General features: G+C 48.5%; 15 protein-coding genes. 13 read left to right on the top strand and 2 right to left on the bottom strand.

Annotation, left to right across the window (positions count from 1 at the left end; translation table 11 throughout):
* Nucleotides 1-87: 87 nt before the first annotated feature.
* The gene (locus MH144_RS21865; protein ID WP_095361238.1) at nt 88-1,269 is read right to left on the bottom strand and encodes an MFS transporter; all 1,182 of its coding nucleotides are present in this window, start codon (nt 1,267-1,269) and stop codon (nt 88-90) included.
* Nucleotides 1,270-1,487: 218 nt separating this feature from the next.
* Between MH144_RS21865 and MH144_RS21870 the strand changes: the two genes are divergently transcribed.
* The 11 genes from MH144_RS21870 (at nt 1,488) to MH144_RS21920 (ending at nt 14,674) form a co-directional block, all read left to right on the top strand.
* Nucleotides 1,488-1,943 carry an ATPase gene (locus MH144_RS21870; protein WP_239304130.1) on the top strand — a complete coding sequence of 152 codons (456 nt, stop codon included), beginning with the start codon at nt 1,488-1,490 and terminating at the stop codon, nt 1,941-1,943.
* An 18-nt stretch (nt 1,944-1,961) separates the two neighbouring features.
* Nucleotides 1,962-3,110 carry a transglutaminase domain-containing protein gene (locus MH144_RS21875; protein WP_239304132.1) on the top strand — a complete coding sequence of 383 codons (1,149 nt, stop codon included), beginning with the start codon at nt 1,962-1,964 and terminating at the stop codon, nt 3,108-3,110.
* A gap of 106 nt (nt 3,111-3,216) precedes the next feature.
* Nucleotides 3,217-5,241: a peptidoglycan D,D-transpeptidase FtsI family protein gene (locus MH144_RS21880; RefSeq protein ID WP_239304134.1), complete on the top strand. Its 2,025-nt coding sequence runs from the start codon at nt 3,217-3,219 to the stop codon at nt 5,239-5,241.
* Between the two features lie 308 nt (nt 5,242-5,549).
* Nucleotides 5,550-7,526 (top strand): peptidoglycan D,D-transpeptidase FtsI family protein, encoded by a 1,977-nt coding sequence (locus tag MH144_RS21885; protein ID WP_239304136.1) that lies wholly within the window; start codon nt 5,550-5,552, stop codon nt 7,524-7,526.
* A 272-nt stretch (nt 7,527-7,798) separates the two neighbouring features.
* Nucleotides 7,799-8,746, top strand: a complete 948-nt coding sequence (locus MH144_RS21890; protein ID WP_239304360.1) for a metal ABC transporter solute-binding protein, Zn/Mn family — start codon at nt 7,799-7,801, stop codon at nt 8,744-8,746.
* A 57-nt stretch (nt 8,747-8,803) separates the two neighbouring features.
* A complete protein-coding gene (locus tag MH144_RS21895; protein ID WP_239304362.1) occupies nt 8,804-9,598 on the top strand; it encodes a metal ABC transporter ATP-binding protein in 795 nt (264 codons plus the stop codon).
* 2 nt (nt 9,599-9,600) lie between these two features.
* Nucleotides 9,601-10,560, top strand: a complete 960-nt coding sequence (locus MH144_RS21900) for a metal ABC transporter permease (protein WP_239304364.1) — start codon at nt 9,601-9,603, stop codon at nt 10,558-10,560.
* The gene (locus tag MH144_RS21905) at nt 10,560-11,432 is read left to right on the top strand and encodes a metal ABC transporter permease (RefSeq protein ID WP_153979903.1); all 873 of its coding nucleotides are present in this window, start codon (nt 10,560-10,562) and stop codon (nt 11,430-11,432) included. The genes MH144_RS21900 and MH144_RS21905 overlap by 1 nt, the downstream gene beginning before the upstream one ends.
* A 308-nt stretch (nt 11,433-11,740) precedes the next feature.
* Entirely contained in the window at nt 11,741-12,490 is a 750-nt protein-coding gene (locus tag MH144_RS21910) for a Cof-type HAD-IIB family hydrolase (RefSeq protein WP_239304138.1), read from the top strand.
* A gap of 54 nt (nt 12,491-12,544) precedes the next feature.
* Nucleotides 12,545-12,985, top strand: coding sequence for a DUF456 domain-containing protein (locus MH144_RS21915; RefSeq protein ID WP_095292156.1), 441 nt, complete (start codon nt 12,545-12,547; stop codon nt 12,983-12,985).
* 60 nt (nt 12,986-13,045) lie between these two features.
* Nucleotides 13,046-14,674, top strand: a complete 1,629-nt coding sequence (locus MH144_RS21920) for a putative polysaccharide biosynthesis protein (protein ID WP_239304140.1) — start codon at nt 13,046-13,048, stop codon at nt 14,672-14,674.
* Nucleotides 14,675-14,804: 130 nt separating this feature from the next.
* On the opposite strand, the gene MH144_RS21925 is transcribed toward MH144_RS21920, so the two are convergent.
* On the bottom strand, nt 14,805-16,076 hold the full coding sequence (locus MH144_RS21925) for a DUF2515 family protein (RefSeq protein WP_239304142.1): 1,272 nt from the start codon (nt 16,074-16,076) through the stop codon (nt 14,805-14,807).
* 118 nt (nt 16,077-16,194) lie between these two features.
* Here MH144_RS21925 and MH144_RS21930 point away from each other — a divergent pair, with 118 nt between their 5' ends.
* Both MH144_RS21930 and MH144_RS21935 read left to right on the top strand, forming a co-directional pair.
* On the top strand, nt 16,195-16,539 hold the full coding sequence (locus MH144_RS21930; RefSeq protein ID WP_095292122.1) for a thioredoxin family protein: 345 nt from the start codon (nt 16,195-16,197) through the stop codon (nt 16,537-16,539).
* 288 nt (nt 16,540-16,827) lie between these two features.
* The gene (locus MH144_RS21935) at nt 16,828-17,766 is read left to right on the top strand and encodes a COX15/CtaA family protein (protein ID WP_275440247.1); all 939 of its coding nucleotides are present in this window, start codon (nt 16,828-16,830) and stop codon (nt 17,764-17,766) included.
* Nucleotides 17,767-17,844 lie beyond the last annotated feature (78 nt).

Here is a 17,844-nt window from a genome sequence, read left to right on the forward strand (position 1 = left end):
AGTTTAGCTGTAAATGGGGGAATGATGCAAAGCAAAGGTGAATACAAGCCATTTTAATAAAAAAAGGACTTACATCATGGATCACGTCTATCCCAGTACGCTATTCGGATCGGTTGAAGACAGGGATGCCTCACGTCTGCTGGTGAAGTACGGAAGGAGCAGAATACCGACCATTAATAGAATAAACGCGATGAAATACGGCGAGACACCTACACGCAGCTGTCCTGCGGCGATTGGACCAATGAAGGAACCGATGGAGGTAGCAATGGATTGCAGTGAGAAAATACGTCCCAGCTTGCTTCCGCCGCTTAAACGGATGAACAGGGTAGCCATGGCCGGAAAAGTAATCCCTTTGGACATGCCGAGTACAAAGAGCACAGCAGCCAGAGGGATGTCCGGGAAGGCTGCCAGCGTGAAGAAACAGAGAGACATCAGCAGGACCCCTGCAGTTAAACGCAGCTTGGGCGAATAGCGATTAAGAAAAAGCATGCTGAGCGTAAGCAGTGCCCCGATACTAATGACCGAAAACAATAGCCCCGTAGACATCATGGAAGAGTGTCCTCCCCCCCGGAGAGGCAATTCAAAAAACAGAATCCCCTGTGCACACGCAATGACCAGCGGCAATGCAAAATAACGCCAGGAGACAGGTATGAAGGTATTCGTACTTCCTCCGAGGTTAGCAGGCTTGGGAGGTACGGTTTCTTTCTCTCGCTGAACATCGACAAGCCCCTTCGGCATGGACAACCAGGCAATCATGCCTGACAGAATGAGCAGGTATCCAAGACTCGCAAATGTAGCAGAGAACCCCAAAGCACCAACAATCAGTGCTCCGGCAGCCGGAGATACAACAGACGCCAGCGTGTGTACGACACCATGTCCGGACATATACTTGCCCTGAGTGACCGGATTAGTCGATAGTTGTGCAAGCAGGGCCAGACAGGCCGGAGACAGAAAAGCGAGCACAAAGCCACTGATCGAGCGAAGCGCAAGCAGCTGCCATGGCGTGTGAATGTGGGCTTGCAGCAGCAGAATAATGCCTGCCCCCAGTAAACTGAACACGATATAACGCCGACTGCCGTGTTTATCGATTTGTGTGCCGGCAATTAAATTGCCGGGAAGATGAGTCAAGGAGTAGATACCCATCATCCACCCGATGAAGGTGGGTGCAGCCCCGAGCGAGATGGCAAAGGGGGTCAGGATGGGATATTGGGCGTGCAGGTCAAAAACAGCAAGAAACAAAAATAGATAGAGCCAGATGGCCGTTTTCACAAAAGCCCCTCCTTGTTAAACGATGCATGCTCATGCCAGGTCGTCAAATGCGTTCCCCGTTCTTCGTGGCGAAACCTCATGGTACTACTTGTACGTTCAACTGGACGAACTTAGACCCTTTATTTTTACGAGAGAGTGCTTAGCTGACAGCGGGTTCGGAAATCATGTATAATATTCGGGAAGTGTGATTTCTTAACTCTAATACGGAAGGTGTAATCATGAACATAGAAGTGATCAAAGAGTTTGTGATGCAGAACTGGCTGGTGATCGTCGTTGCACTGATCATTTTGTTCTTTGTTCTAAATGTGGTCAAAACCGTATTGAAATGGGCGATTGCCATCATCATTATTGCGGCTCTGTTGATATACAGCGGCATCTCCATCGATCAGATTAAACAGACGGTTTCCGATGTGCAGTCCAGTACGATGGACACATTGAAAAAGGAAGCGACCAATATCATGGTGAAGGAAGCCTCCAAGGCCACCTACGCCAAAGGACAGGATGGACAATTTACCATTACGAGTCCCAATGTGGAAATTAAGGGGACAGCCGGGTCGAACAAGGTCAATGTGACCTTGCGCGGAATTTCACTCGGTGAATGGAATCTCGACAATGAAACGATACGTACGTTTGTCGAGCAGGCCAGAGGAAATGGAAATGTGCCAGCTTCTTAGCAAAGGGGGAATGAATACGTGTTGCAGAGTTGGCTGGATAGCCTGAAGGAATTCAATGGCATCACGATCATGCTGTTATTGATTGTGGCAGCTTCATTGCTTCAGGGATGGTCCAGAGGGGCTTCGCGTTCTGCAGGAAGACTATTTGGATTCCTGATGGATGGCATTATGGCGGTCATTGGCATTCTGCTGTCCATTGGTTTGACCCTTTGGCTGGCGCCATATGTGCAGCAGTGGTTGTCTGCCCATGCTTCAGCCATGCCGAATCGGGATCTGAACCGATGGGAGCAAATGTATTATACGTTGGTTACGGCGATTGCTGATTTTCCATTGATGCGGTTTGCCGTGTTGTTTGTGCTTAGCTATGGATTTATTCGTTTGGTTCTTGGCTTGTTCTCTTCCCTTTTCTTCAGAAGGAGATATCATTCGGCAGAACAAGAGAGCAGTCACAAAGGAATTATCAGCCGCTTCATGGGTGCAGTAATAGGTGCGGTCATTGGGTCTGCCCGCGGAATGATTGTCATTGCTGTTCTTTTCATGATTGTCAGCCTTTATCCCGGAAGCATGTTTAGCCGATATGTAGAGGCTTCGCCGATCTACATGCAGGGAGCAAAGTCCGTTATTGAACCGTTATCCGGTAACCTGATCAAGGACAAACTGCCGGTATTTACCCAAGCGGTTCAAAAGGAACTGGGCGGAATTTTACAGCGCAAGTATGAAGTCATTGACCACAATATTCCGGCAGATATTGAATCTGCAGCTAGTGAGATTGTGAAAGGTCAAAACTCGGATGAAGCGAAAGCACGCGCCCTGTATGATTGGGTTGGTTCCCGCATTCAATATGATTACGGCAAAGTGGATGATTATGAGCAAAAAGGCATATGGCATGAACAGACGCCGCAAAACACGTTTGATACCCGTAAAGGGGTATGCATTGATTACGCGCGTCTGTATGCGGTCATGGCCCGTTCACAAGGACTGGATGTTAAGGTCGTTACAGGACTTGGATACAACGGCCAGGGCGGATATGGCCCACATGCATGGAATGAAATTTATTTGAGTGAATTCCAGAGCTGGATTCCGCTTGATCCGACATGGGCGGTGAGTGGTGACTGGTTCAATCCTCCGAATTTTGCCGATACCCATCTGAAAGATCAGACAGCATAACATTACACCGGACAGGGTTCCGGATTATGACGACGTTGCCAGGTTATCATGCCGCGGCTGGACTTCTAAGAGCGGTATGCATCAAGTCATGAAAGAGGTAGGATGAATGAACAATCATTCAAAAGAGAAGGATGAACTTACCGACAAACGGCGCTTCAGTTACCGGATGAACGTATTTTTCTTCGCTTCCTTTGTTATTTTTAGCGTTATTATCGTACGGCTGGCGTTTCTGCAATTCGTGGAAGGGCCTGAGCTCAGTCAAGAAGAGGCCAGTAACATTACCAAGGATGTGCCACTCGCTCCGGTGAGGGGAACCATCTATGATTCAACCGGTGAGGTGAAGCTGGCGTATTCCAAGCCGATTCAGTCTCTCTACCTGACGCTCTATAAAAACTATGGTGATGTGAACGGACAACCAAGTCCAAACTTCCCGGAAGCTCAGGATATTGCGACAAGGCTGCATGATGTATTCGAACAGTACAAAACCAAAGAGTCGGAGTCCCTTACCGTTGATCAGATCATTGAAGCGATGGACCTGAACTCCCGTAAGGCGAATGGCTTCATGCCACGTCTCATCAAGAGTGATCTGTCGGAGGAAGAAGTGGCGTATTTCCTCCAGCACAAGGATGAATTTACGGGAATTCAGATTGTTGAAGAAAGTGTACGTTACTATGATCCGGATACGGTGGCTGTTCAGACCATCGGATATTTGAAAAAATTCAAAAGTTCCAAAACACTGGACAAGTACCAAGAGGTTGATGAAGCGAACAAAACACAAACGGACCCGGGACTGGTATACACGGAAAACGAGTTTGTCGGGTTCGACGGTCTTGAGCTGCAGTATCAGGACATACTGCGCGGCAAAAGCGGTTATAACTCCGTGGATGTGGATCTGCGGAATTTGCCTGAGGGCGTTGCAGGATCTACTCCGCCTGAGAAGGGCTATGACCTGATTACGAGCATCAACAAAAACGTGCAGGTGAAGACGGAGCAGGCGATCCTGGATCAACTGAGCTGGCTGCATACACACCCGGTTTCCGGCAGACTGCACCCTAATGCCAAGACAGGTTTTGCGGTAGCAATGGAAGTGGACACAGGTAAAATTGTGTCGATCGCCAGTATGCCGGATTATGATACAAACATCTGGAGAACAGGAAGCATCACGAACGAACAATATGATGACATCAAATATGTTTATCAAAATGGTACCATTCGTTCCTTCCCTCCGGATGATTCCAAAAAGCGGGCTGAATCGGTTGTATTGCTTGGTTCCACGATCAAACCTCTGAGTGTATTGATCGGTCTAAAGGAAGGTTTCTTCACTACGAATACCGTATATCCAGACAGGGGTTCTACAACTTTCGGAGGGGATAACCGCAGAGTACAGAACTCTTCTGGTCACGTATACGGTGCATTGACTCCACATGATGCGATTCGTCACTCTTCCAACGTTTTTATGATCGATGAAATCGGTAAGAAGTTGTACACCCAATATGGTGCCGGAGGGATCGATGTATGGGATAAGTACATGAAGCAATTCGGTCTCGGTGTTTCGACTGGAATCGATCTGCCAAACGAATGGCTGGGATACAGAGAATACACGAATGAACAGGAAAGTTCTCTGACTCGTCTTGTGTATGCTTCTTTTGGTCAACAGGGGAAATACACGGCCATGCAGCTTGCCCAGTATACAACAATGTTGGCTAACAAGGGTAAACGAATGGAGCCGCAATTGGTGAGTGAGATCCGGGATTCCGGAGGGAATGTCGTAGAGAAAATGAAACCAAAAGTGCTTAGCACAGTCGATTTCAATGACGCTTATTGGAATGAGGTACAACGAGGCATGGCTACAGAGGTTACGGCATTTAGCGGATTCCCTTATGACTTTGCCAGAAAAACAGGTACCTCTACCCAGGTCGTCGGTGGGAAATTGGTCGACAACGGGGTGTTTATCGCTTATGCGCCGCGGGAAAATCCAAAACTGGCTGTAGCCGTGGTCATCCCCGAAGGGGGATTCGGTTCCAACAGTGCGGCTCCGGTTGCACGTGCGATCTTCGATGCGTATGACGAGGAGTTCGGTTTGGACGGTGTTCCGAAGAAAGATAAAACTGATGAAACTGCAGCGCAGTAATTCATATGGTTAAAGAGAGGGCCCTTTGGGGTCCTTTTTTTGTGCATGGAGCTAAGAATAGAACAGATATTTACATAATACCTGTAACTTCATAGGGAGTTGATACGTTTAAATAATTGAATGAATCCATACACAATATTCCAGATCAACAATGGAGAAGGGGCTCTCTCTAGTTTACGAAAATGTAACCAAAATTAGGAAGACGTGTCAATCAACCTTTGATAGACTTATATAGGGAAAATATCTGAGCTTTACGTTAATGATTTAGACTGTTAACCATTATTGATATAGAACGGAGAGGCTTATACATGTTTAACCGATGGAGGAGCAAAAAAGCATCCGATGAAGACACAGCTGTCAACAAGCCATCTGCAGCAAGGATAAACCTGTTCTTTTTCGCTGCCTTTGTCATCTTCAGTATTCTTATTTTTCGCCTAGCCTTTGTGCAGTTTGTAGAGGGACCTGAATTGACGTATATGGAAACGACGCGTAATACAAAAGACATTCCTCTTGCACCTGTACGTGGACCGATCTATGATGCCACGGGAAAAGTGGCCTTAGCTTATTCCGAGCCTGTGCAGTCTCTGTATGTATTGTTGTACGAGGACTATAGTAACGGTTCCCGGCAAGAAGAGGCCCAAAAACTCGCAGATGATCTGGCTGCAGTGTTCAAGGAGTTCAACCCTGGTGACAAGGAACAGCCGGATGCTGAGGAGATCATGAAACGCCTTGATCTGGATTACCAAAAGACACACGGGTACACACCAAGGTTGGTAAAATCCGATCTGAATACGAAAGAAATCGCTTATTTCATGGAAAAAAAGGCTGACTATCCAGGGGCTATGGTACTGGAAGAAAACATAAGAAAATACGATTCTGATAGGGTTGCTGTTCAGGTCATTGGCTATACAAGAGAGTTCAAGGGTCAACAAAATAATTTAGATAAGTATAAAGAAATTAGTAAATCGCTGGCAACGGAAAGGGACCCGGGTCTTCGCTATACTCAGCAAGAAATGGTTGGAGTAGGTGGACTGGAGTTCCAATATCAGGAGGAACTTCGTGGAAGAAGCGGCTATCAATCTATTGATATTAATGCACGTAACCTTCCTGAAGGAACAATTATGCAGACTCCGCCGGAGAAAGGCTACAGCCTAGTCTCCACAATCAACAAGGAAATTCAGCTGGTAGCTCAGCAAGCGATTACAGATGAACTGCGCAAGCTGCCCAAAGCTATTACGGGATATGCAGTCGCGATGGAGGTAGATACCGGAAATGTTGTGGCCATGGCCAGCATGCCGGACTATGATCCAAATGATTGGGATTACGATAAGATCAAATACGTGTACCGGAATGGGACGATTGCTTCTTTCCCGCCGAATGATTCCAAGCCTAGTCATGCGGAATCTGTTGTTCTGTTAGGTTCCGTCATCAAACCTCTTAGTGTACTTATTGGTCTGAAAGAAGGCTTGTTTACGGCAGGCCAGACCTATCATGATCAGGGATATGCCATTCTGGGGAAAGATGGGCGACAGGTGAGAAACTCCCACTCTGCTTATAATGGTCATATCACTGCAAGACGCGCCATAGAGAAGTCTTCCAATGCGTTTATGATTGATATGGTAGGCAAACGTTTGCTGAATAAATATGGCTCAGACAAAGGGATAGATAAATGGGACGAATATATGAAAGATTTCGGCTTGGGGGTCTCTACAGGCGTGGATCTGCCAGGAGAGTACCTGGGCACACTGGAATACAAAGATAAAAATGAATCCGCTTTGACACGGCTCGCGTTTGCCTCGTTTGGTCAACAAGCGAAGTACACGACACTTCAGCTCGCACAATATACCACGATGCTTGCCAATAAGGGCAAACGGATGGAGCCTCATTTGGTGAAAGAAATCCGTGACGCAGAGGGCAATGTGGTTACGAAAATCAAACCTAAAGTATTGAACGAAGTGGATTTTGCGGATGCATATTGGAATGAAGTACACCGTGGCATGGTCACTAAAGTAAGCTCGTTTGACGGATTCCCTTATGACTATGCCCGTAAAACAGGTACGTCCGAGCAAGGGACCGGACCGAATAAGAAGGAGAACGGTGTGTTTATTGCATTTGCACCGCGTGAGAATCCAAAACTGGCCATCGCGGTTGTTGTACCGGAAGGCGGATTCGGGTCTGTCAGTGCGTCGCCGATTGCACGCAAAATCTTCGATGCTTACGATGAGGTGTACGGCCTGGACGGGACGCCCAAAGGGAAAAAGGGTGAGGAGAAGGACAAAGAGTAAAACAAGATTTCTAAGGAGGGGTACCAAAGTAACGGAGATTAACACATGTACCGTTGGTTACTTCATATCACTTCTGCAAAACAGCCAGTGAAACGGCTAATAAACGAAACAGGACAGGCAAGGGAAATTATCCCTTGCCTTTTTATTTTGCATCGGCTAAAATTTGCACAAGGGAAACATTATTAGTCTGGTATAAATTTTAATACCTTGTACAACAAAATTAGATGTGGACAATTATGTTAGGAGAGGGAAAGGAGAGGTTGGAATTGTTAATGGTGAAAATGAGGAGTATTCAAAGAGGGTTCATGACGCTGACAGCCATGGTTTTGATTGTGGTTTTGACCGCTTGTTCCAGCTCAGCCGAAACGGGAAGCACGGAAGGGAAGATGCAGGTTACAGCAACCACAGGCATGATTGCAGATGTAGCACGTGAGATCGGAGGGGCATATGTTGACGTTACCGGGCTAATGGGTCCAGGCGTTGACCCCCATCTGTACAAGGCTTCGCAAGGGGATATCCGCAAGCTGGAGCAAGCCGAAGTCATTTTTTATAACGGGCTGCACCTGGAAGGTAAAATGACTGATATTTTGGAGAAGATGTCCAAGAGCAAAACAGTAACTGCCGTAACAGACGGCATCCCGGTAGATGAATTGCATTCGGGTCAGGAAACCGGAGGTACGGAATATGATCCACACGTCTGGTTTGATGTGAGCCACTGGATGCATGCTGCAGAAGCCGTGCGCGATACGCTTGTGGAGGCAGATCCGGATCATGCAGAGGCGTATCAAGCTCAAGCCGAAGCGTATTTGACAAAGCTTGAGGAGCTGGATAACGAAGTGCGTACAAAAATTCAGGAGATTCCTGAAGCAAGCCGGGTACTCGTTACCGCACACGACGCTTTTGGATATTTTGGTGAGGCCTACGGCATGAAAGTGATGGGACTTCAGGGAATCAGTACAGCAGCCGAATATGGTGCGAAGGATGTCAGTGAACTGCGGGATTACCTCGTGGATAACAATATTAAGGCGGTATTTGTGGAATCAAGTGTGCCGGCAAAAGCGATGGAAGCCATTATTGCTGGAGCTGCCGAAAAAGGACATACGGTTAGCATTGGCGGCGAGCTGTTCTCGGATGCCATGGGTGCTGAAGGAACAGAAGAAGGTACTTACATTGGCATGATCCGTCACAATACCGAGACGATTGTAGAGGCGTTGAAATAATGATTTTATCCAGAGAGGAGTGGAAACAGCGTGAGCAAGACAACGTTATCTGAGAACATGATTACATGCAAGAATCCGAATGAATTGCAGGGAACGCAGCCTACAACGGCTCCTCTTAGTGTTCGGGATCTGGCTGTGGCCTATCATAAAAAGCCAGTCCTCAGCGGGGTTTCCTTTGATATACCTGAAGGACAGCTGATTGGCATTCTCGGTCCTAATGGTGCAGGAAAGTCTACCCTGATCAAGGCAGTACTCGGACTGGTACCGAAAATGCACGGTGAGGTGCAGATTTTTGGCCAATCCTACCGTGAGCAGCGGCGCCGGATCGGCTACGTTCCCCAGCGGGAATCGGTCGATTGGGATTTCCCAACCCATGCGCTGGATGTGGTGATGATGGGCAGGTACGGTCACCTGGGCTGGTTCCGTCGTCCAGGCAAGAAGGAACGGGATCTAGCTGCACACTGTCTCGAGCAAGTAGGTATGGGAGACTATATGCATCGCCAAATTAGCCAGCTGTCCGGCGGACAGCAGCAGCGAGTCTTTCTCGCTCGTGCACTGGTTCAGGATGCTGACCTGTATTTTATGGATGAACCGTTTGCAGGCGTGGATGCCACAACGGAAAAGGCCATCATTTCCCTTTTGGAACAGCTGAAAAAGCAAGGGAAGACTGTACTCGTGGTTCATCACGATCTTGCGACGGTGGAGGAATATTTTGACCATGTGCTGCTGCTCAATGGGCGACTGGTTGCCGGCGGGCCGACAAGCGAAGTGTTTGTACCGGATACGCTGCAGGAAACTTACGGAGGCCGGATTGCGATGATCGGAAGCCGGACGGAGAAGGGCCAGGTGTAGTGATGGGGAACTGGATCCTTTCCATTTTGTCTGACCCCAACACACGCTGGATTTTGCTTGGCTGTTTGTTGCTGGGGTTCAGTAGTGGCATTATTGGCTCATTTACTTTTTTGCGCCGCCAAAGTTTGATGGGTGATACACTGGCACATGCGGCATTACCAGGGATTTGTATTGCTTTTATGTTGACGGAAACCAAGTCCGTAGGTCTCTTTCTGTTTGGTGCACTCGTTGCAGGAATCATTGCTACCTTCGGGATATCATGGATCACCCGGTATTCACGGATTAAGCAGGATGCAGCGATGGGGATTGTGCTGACGGTATTCTTCGGCATCGGTGTAGTCATGCTGACCCGCATCCAGCACGGGGCCAGCGGAAGCCAAAGCGGGCTTGATAAATATTTGTTTGGTCAGGCGGCCTCCATGGTGATGACCGATGTATACGTCATGGGCGGTGTCTGTCTCGTTTTACTCATTGCCTGTCTGGTCTGGTTCAAGGAATTCAAGCTTGTGAGCTTTGATCCTGGATTTGCCCGGGGCATGGGGTTGCCTGTAGCGATGCTGGAACAGCTGATCTTGCTGCTGACAGTCATCGCGGTTGTAGCGGGAATTCAGGCAGTCGGCGTTGTTCTTGTTGCTGCCTTACTTGTGACTCCTGCGGCAGCAGCGCGCTGCTGGACCGATTCACTTGCACTTATGGTACTGCTCGCAGGCATATTTGGTGCTCTGAGTGGTGCCACAGGTACCATCTTCAGCACGCTCGTTCCTAATCTGCCAACAGGACCTGTGACGGTCCTTGCAGCTACGGTACTGTTTGCCGGATCGGCGCTGCTTGCTCCGCGTCGGGGGTTACTGGCTCGCCGTTTGCGAAGCATGCAGGCCAAATCGGCCTATCTTCGAGAAGAGCGTGCTACGCTTCAGACACTTTCCGCCCAGGCAGCACAGCAGGAACGGGGGGAGCTGTAATGGCTACATTTTGGATCATATTAACGGCCGTATTGGTTTCGTCCGCATGTGCTATACTCGGATGTTTCCTTATCTTGCGGCGGATGGCACTGGTTGGGGATGCCATCAGCCATGCCGTGCTTCCCGGGATTGCGATTGCTTTTCTGTGGAGCGGTTCCAGGGATTCCTTATGGATGCTGCTTGGGGCGACTATTTTCGGTCTATTAACGGTGTTCTTCATTCAAAGCCTGCAGGCCGGAGGACTATCTTCTGATGCGTCCATTGGTATAGTATTCACGGCACTCTTTGCTGTCGGTGTCATTCTGATCAGTCTGAATGCCCAGCATATTGATCTGGATCTGGACTGTGTGCTCTTTGGTGAGATTGCCTATGTACAGTGGGATACGTTAACACTTGGGGGCACTGATGTCGGGCCGAGGGCAGTTTGGATGCTGGGTATTACGCTCCTGGTGATACTGATTGTTATCGGACTGTTCTATAAACAGTTCAAACTGTGTGCCTTCGATCCGGCGCTGGCAGCTGCCTGCGGTATTCCGGTTGTATTGTTCCATTACCTGCTCATGGGCCTTGTATCCATGACATCCGTGGCTTCATTTGAAAGTGTGGGGTCCATCCTCGTGGTAGGCATGTTGATTGTTCCTGCGGCGACAGCTTATCTGCTTACAGATCGCCTGGGTAAGATGATTCTGTACAGCGTACTGGTGGGTGCTGCTTCCTCTGTTGGGGGCTATATGATGGCTTATGCATTGGATGCTTCCATTGCAGGCTGCATGGTGGCGGTAGCTGGAATTCTGTTTGTTTTGGCACTCTTGCTGTCTCCGAAACATGGTATTATCCTCCGTTACGCTCGTCGTAAATTCGCGACACGATAAGATTAGATAGAAACCGTCTGCATACGCAGGCGGTTTTTGATGTTTGGAATGAGTGTGATATCGGGTATGACATCCATATAGATGAGGATTTCCCTTGATCTGCTCCAGCAGATAAGTGCATATGATCTTGTCTGCCTTCATATCGTTATTTGGATTGATCGTTATTTTGTTGCATCTGGATGATCTGTGGTAAAATGTCGTTAGCTGTGACGTCCGGAGCGTCCGCCTCCTGCGGATACCGGGCGGTCTTTTTGTGAGAGAATAGTTGAATAGAGAGAAGTAGAGAGACAACCGAGGAGGAATACTGCATGAGTGAACTTAAATACAAATTGCTGGCGCTGGATATGGACGGGACATTGCTCAACGATAATCATGAAATTACCCAGGAAACCGCTAAGTGGATACAGATCGCCATCCGGCGCGGGGTGCATGTGTGTCTGTCCACAGGTAGAGCCGTATTCCATGCGATGCCGTACGCGGTACAGCTTGGATTGGAAACGCCGATGGTCACGGTGAATGGCAGTGAAGTCTGGAAAGCTCCGCATGACCTGCATATTCGTCATCTGATGGACCCGGCTTTAATCCGTACCATGCAGGAGATTGGCGAGAAATATAACAGCTGGTACTGGGCATATTCCGTAGAGGAGCTGTTCAACCGTGAACGTTGGACGGAAAATATTGAAGGCTTGGAATGGCTGAAGTTCGGTTTCAATACCGAAGATGATGAAGTTCGTCATCAGATCATGATGGATTTGCAGCAGCTGGGAGGTCTTCAAATGACGAATTCCTCACCTGTTAATATCGAGATTAACCCGGCTGGCATTTCAAAAGCGAGTGGCGTGGCTGAAGTCTGCAAACTGCTCGGCATAGAAATGTCCGAAGTCGTCGCAGTGGGAGATAGCCTGAACGATCTAGCCGTGATTGAGGCGGTAGGTCTGGGTGTTGCCATGGGTAACGCACAGGAACAAGTGAAGGAAGCCGCTGACCTGATTGTGGCGAGCAACAACGAAGATGGAATCGTGGAAGTCATTCGTGAACACATTTTGAAGGGGGAATAACCTTTGCTTGCAACCGTTGGCTGGATTTTAATTGTGCTTTTGTTTGCAGTGGGGATGGCCGGAACGGTATATCCTATACTGCCTGGAGCTATAGCGATCTTTTTCGCGTTTCTGGTCTATGGCTGGTTCTTCAGCTTTGATCCGTTTGGCGTATGGTTCTGGATTTTCCAGATTCTAATCGTGGTGGTCCTGTTCGTGGCGGATTATGTGGTTAGTGCATGGGGGGTCAAGAAGTTCGGAGGCTCCAAGCTATCCACAACCCTGAGTACGATTGGTGTCATTATTGGTCCATTTGTTATCCCGGCATTCGGGTTGGTACTGGGACCATTTATCGGTGCATTTATCGGGGAATTAATTGGCGGATCATCACCTTCCAAAGCTACAAAGGTCGGGTTCGGTTCCGTTGTTGGTCTGTTTACCAGTACGGTAATGAAAATTATTTTGCAAATCGTAATGATTGTTCTGTTTATTATCTGGGTAGCAAGATTCGCATAGACGTTCGGGATTGGCTTCAACCAGATGCACGTCCGTGTGGGGGAAAGAAGGGGAATTAGTTTGTCTAAGAAGGAAACATTCATTAAGGGTACGCTCATCCTGGCGGCCGCAGCACTCATTGCCAGAGTACTTGGTCTCGTGCAGCGGGTACCGCTGGAGCATATCCTTGGCGATATCGGTAATGCATCGTTTACCATCTCCAATACGGTATACTTAATGCTGTTAACCGTCGCAACTGCGGGAATTCCCAGCACGCTTAGCAAAATGGTGTCTGAACGTTACGCGCTGGGGCGTGCGGGAGAAGCACAGCAAATTTATAAGGCTGCCTTGATCTTTGCTGCGGTAGCCGGGGTTGTCATGTCAGCCTTACTGTGGTTTGCAGCGCCTTATTATGCAACGTATGTATCCAAGGTACCGGAGGCTGTTAGCGCGATTCGGGCCCTTGCTCCGGCTCTGCTGCTCTTCCCGGCCATTGCCATGATGCGTGGTTATTTCCAGGGACGCGGCAATATGACGGCAGGCGGCATATCTCAGATCGTAGAGCAGTTCGCCCGGGTGGGTACAGCCATTATCGTGGCATATGTCATGCTGCAATGGAATTATGATGACAGAACGATTGCTGCAGGAGCTTCATTCGGTGGGGTGCTAGGCAGTATCGGTGCGTTTGCCGTCATGCTCTACTTCACCTTGAAGCTGCGCCGTAGTGATCGTGCAGCCCAGCTGGAGGTTGTTCGTGCAGAGCAGCTGCCAATGCGAGGGATATACAGTGATATCTTCAAACTGTCGATTCCCATAGTGTTATCGTCCCTTGCGGTTCCTGCGATTAACTTTATCGATTCATCACTTGTGGTTCCGCTGCTCAGCGGCCGTATTGGGCTGGAAGAGGCAACAGGGGTGCTGGCGATCCTCGGTGCGAAGGCGCAAAGTATTGCGGGAATCCCGCCAATTCTGGCCATTGCGCTTAGCCAATCGCTCGTACCTGTCATTTCGGCAGCCTTTGCACGCAAAGATGAAGCCCATCTCCAGAACCAGATTACGCTGGCCATGCGCATTTCGATTTTGACAGGGATGCCAATCGTCATTGCCCTATGTGCAGCAGCCTATTCGGTGAATGGATTACTGTTCAGTACGCCAGATGGGACTCCGATCATTACCCTGCTGACCTTCGGTACCATTTTCCAAATTACGATGATGACGACAAACTCCATTCTGCTTGGAGTAGGTAAACCGCGGATTACAATGATCAGTGTAGCAGCAGGGATTATCATTAAATTTGTAGCAAGTTTGATCCTGGCTCCAATATTCGGCATTTATGGGATCATTATTGCAACAGCATTATGTTTCCTGGTAATTACTTATCTGAACCTGCGAGTACTAAGAAAAATCGTAACTTTCTCGATCATGGGTGATCGCTGGGTTGGGTTCGTGGTAACGGTCCTGCTTGCTGCAGGTGTTGGTTTCGGTGCGAACTGGGCTGGCAATTGGATCTTTGGTTTATTCCTGCCAGCACGTGTATCCTTCCTCTTGACCTGTCTGGTTGTCGGTGCTCTCGTTGTGGTCGTATACCTGGTCATGCTTGTCATTCTTCGCGTTTTGCGCAGAGATGAACTTGGCAGCTACCCGCGTATTTTGCAAAAGGTACTGCGGCCGCTCATGCGTCTTCAGCGTGGTACAGGTCAGCGGGCATAGGCTGATGCCAAACTTTTTTAAAATAAGTACAAGCTCTGTCAGCTGCTTAAGCGGGCAGGGCTTTTTTTATTTGAATCATATAAGATGAACAGCTGACTGCCGATTCATGAAAAACCGTACTCTAGGTCACTTAATGCAGCAATGCCTTGGCATCGTGGGTAACGGCCGTTTTGAGCATCCCATATCGGTGTTCATGGCTCATTTCAAATAACCAGGGACGACGCGGTGCACTGAGGTGTCCAAGACTATCCCGATTTTGAAGCCAGTCCTGTCTCGTAATCGGTTCATACGGCGTGTCTTTCCATACGCTGAGCAACTCAGGACTGTATAATCGTCCGCCTTCTGGCATCCATTCGTGTTCCAGCAGTTCCTGAGTATAGAATTTCGAATCTGCTGCTCCCTCCAGGCTCGTTGTGAATAAACCCGGCCAATATTCGGCACGTGAGCCTCTGTGAGGAACCGAACGGGCAAACTCCAACACATGATTGTACACCTGCTCGGTGCCAAACAGCATGGCGTACAGGCTTTTGCCAAACATGATTCGCTCATCCAGCTTGCCAAAATGTTCGATGACCCTCCCGGCGAGTCCTTTACCGCGTCCAAGTGGAAACACTATATGATTAAGCCCAGCGAGGTTGTGAAGGTGAAATGCAGGCTTGGAGAGGACTTCTTTTTGAAAATAAGGATGCTGTACGACCCGGCTCTCAATATAGTTCTGCTCATTAATAATTAATGCCACACTAAGCAGGGAGCTGCATCGTTCCAACCAGAAGCGCTCCCAGATGGGTGTCATGAACGCCGATACGTGAAAATGGGATAGCAGGTGGAAGCAGCTTCGCCCGATGCGCCTGCTGTTCATGTAGAGCAAGAGCTGAGGATAGGCATCCTGGAAAATGAGCGCGTTACAGCGCTCAAGCAGCCGATACATATGTTCCCGATCCGTCTGGTTCTGCAGGTTATGCATAAGGTTGCTCTGCAGATCGGTCATATGATAACCACCATTGCGGGAAACCATATGGGCAAGTAAGGCCCAATGCAGTTCCGGATATTGGTCATAACAAGTCAGATAGGCTGCTGTACGCGTGATGTTGCTTCGATTATTTTCCACCGTTAATGTTTTGATTTCCTCCAGAATGATGCAATCCTCTTCACATAATGGGGCGCTTTTGGCATGGCGGGCAGAAGCCGTCTCCGTATCGGGTAACAGTCGTTCAATTTCCCCCTTCAGCGCCTCAGCCATTTCAGCTTCCCAAGCCAAATCACGCGAAGGATGACGAAGCTGCGCCGAAGCCTGCCAAGCGGCCTGTTTGCCGCGCCATACTTCTCTGGCGGCTCCAGGAATGGAACGAACTATACGAAAGAGCGAATCACGGGATACAGCATCGTTTCTGGTGGGAGTCATCGCCTGCCATCCTTTCATCATGGTTGGTTTTATAATAAGTATGTGCTGAATATTTGACTTCCACTCGGCAATTTGCTTCACTAAGGATAAGACAAGGTACAGAAAGGAAGATGTTGTCATGGAACAGATTACATCCAAACCTGCGTTTGATGTGGCCATTCAATCTCCTCGGCTAACCGTAGCGGTATTTAAGGCAGATTGGTGTGGGGACTGCAAGTACATTGATCCGTTTATGCCTGAGGTTGAGGAAAAATTTGCTCGCGATTTGACGCTAATTGAGGTTGATGTGGATCAGGTGGGCACTGTTAGTGAGGAACAAAATATTTTGGGTATTCCAAGTTTTGTTGCATACACCGATGGCCGCGAACTTGTTCGTTACGTGAACAAACTTCGCAAGTCGAGAGAAGAGATTGAGCAATTTTTACAGCGTGCGGTTGAAGTGTACAACACGATTCATAAATAAAGGCAGGCCCGGGCGAATTCGCCTGTGATACCTAATTAGCGCCGTTCCTCTTGAAAGAGGAAATGGCGTTTTTATTTTTGCATTTTCGGGGGACAATAAAAAGGTACATATAAAGAGGTGACTTGTTGGTCATTCTATCGACAGACGTTAACATTTTGTCACAAAGCGAGGCGTCAATGACACTTTTATCCGGTATAATGAATTTAGTTGTGAAATAAGTGTCAAAGTATCGAAACAAGCGGAGAGATCGTTCTTCGCCATATTAAACCAACAGCGGGTGAGAAAAAATTGAAGCACTTAACCTTGTTTAAATGGTTAACCGTATTAACTTGTCTTGTTATGTTCTTGGCTACGTTCGGCGGTGGGGTCGTTACCAAAACGGAATCGGGACTAGGGTGTGGCACGGAGTGGCCTTTATGTAACGGTAAACTCGTTCCTGCACATACTGTAGCCTCACTGATTGAATATTCACATCGTGCGGTCAGCGCATTGGCAGGATTGCTCTCCATTGCCTCTTTTGTTGCATTCCTACGATATGGCAAATCACGTCGTGATCTGCAATTGTTTTCATTCTTAACGTTGATCTTTGTTATTATCCAGGGGATTATGGGGGCTTTTGCCGTCGTCTTCTCCCAATCATCGGCGGTCATGGCGCTGCATTTCGGTTTTGCCCTGATTGCCTTTGCCAGTTCCCTGATGATGGCTCTCGGTATTAGGCAGGAGGCTCGTCATGGTGGTCTCGAAAGGTTGAACAAGTACCCGCGGGTCAGCAAAAACTTCCGCAACCTGGTATGGTTCTCAACCATCTACACGTATCTTGTGGTATATACAGGGGCTTTCGTAAGTCATACCGACTCAGCCGGGGGCTGCTCAGGCTTCCCGCTTTGTAACGGGCAGATTATACCTGAACTGTCTGGTGGCGTGGCCGTAGCTTTTGCTCACCGTGTAGCCGCGGCTTCCCTTGTTATTGTGATTGCGATCTTGGGACATTATGCATATCGGAAACATCCGGATAACACGGAACTTCGGGCGTTGGGCGTCGTTTCTGTAGTGCTCATTCTGCTTCAAGTACTGATCGGTTTTGGCATGATGCTCACCATCAGCCGTCCAGAAGTGTACATGTTCGTGGCACTGGCTCACATGCTTGATATCGCCATATTATTCGGGATACTAACCTACATGAGTTTCCTGGTGTACAAGCTTCATCGGCCAGCTGATCGTTTTTAACATTTAATTGTACGGAGTCGTTCATGGTTTCCAATGCAAAGTCCGCCATCCAATGATGCACATCATTGGGCAGGTGGG

It is taken from the genome of Paenibacillus sp. ACRRY (assembly GCF_022346995.1).
In the GTDB taxonomy this organism is placed as follows: Bacteria; Bacillota; Bacilli; order Paenibacillales; family Paenibacillaceae; genus Paenibacillus.

Excerpts from the sequence above, each read along its gene's own strand:
- MH144_RS21910 (WP_239304138.1), top strand. The coding sequence starts at position 11,741 with ATGAGTGAACTTAAATACAAATTGCTGGCGCTGGATATGGACGGGACA.
- MH144_RS21915 (WP_095292156.1), top strand. The coding sequence starts at position 12,545 with ATGGCCGGAACGGTATATCCTATACTGCCTGGAGCTATAGCGATCTTT.
- MH144_RS21885 (WP_239304136.1), top strand. The coding sequence starts at position 5,550 with ATGTTTAACCGATGGAGGAGCAAAAAAGCATCCGATGAAGACACAGCT.
- MH144_RS21925 (WP_239304142.1), bottom strand. The coding sequence starts at position 16,076 with ATGACTCCCACCAGAAACGATGCTGTATCCCGTGATTCGCTCTTTCGT.
- MH144_RS21905 (WP_153979903.1), top strand. The coding sequence starts at position 10,560 with ATGGCTACATTTTGGATCATATTAACGGCCGTATTGGTTTCGTCCGCA.
- MH144_RS21895 (WP_239304362.1), top strand. The coding sequence starts at position 8,804 with ATGATTACATGCAAGAATCCGAATGAATTGCAGGGAACGCAGCCTACA.
- MH144_RS21870 (WP_239304130.1), top strand. The coding sequence starts at position 1,488 with ATGAACATAGAAGTGATCAAAGAGTTTGTGATGCAGAACTGGCTGGTG.
- MH144_RS21930 (WP_095292122.1), top strand. The coding sequence starts at position 16,195 with ATGGAACAGATTACATCCAAACCTGCGTTTGATGTGGCCATTCAATCT.
- MH144_RS21900 (WP_239304364.1), top strand. The coding sequence starts at position 9,601 with ATGGGGAACTGGATCCTTTCCATTTTGTCTGACCCCAACACACGCTGG.
- MH144_RS21880 (WP_239304134.1), top strand. The coding sequence starts at position 3,217 with ATGAACAATCATTCAAAAGAGAAGGATGAACTTACCGACAAACGGCGC.
- MH144_RS21890 (WP_239304360.1), top strand. The coding sequence starts at position 7,799 with ATGGTGAAAATGAGGAGTATTCAAAGAGGGTTCATGACGCTGACAGCC.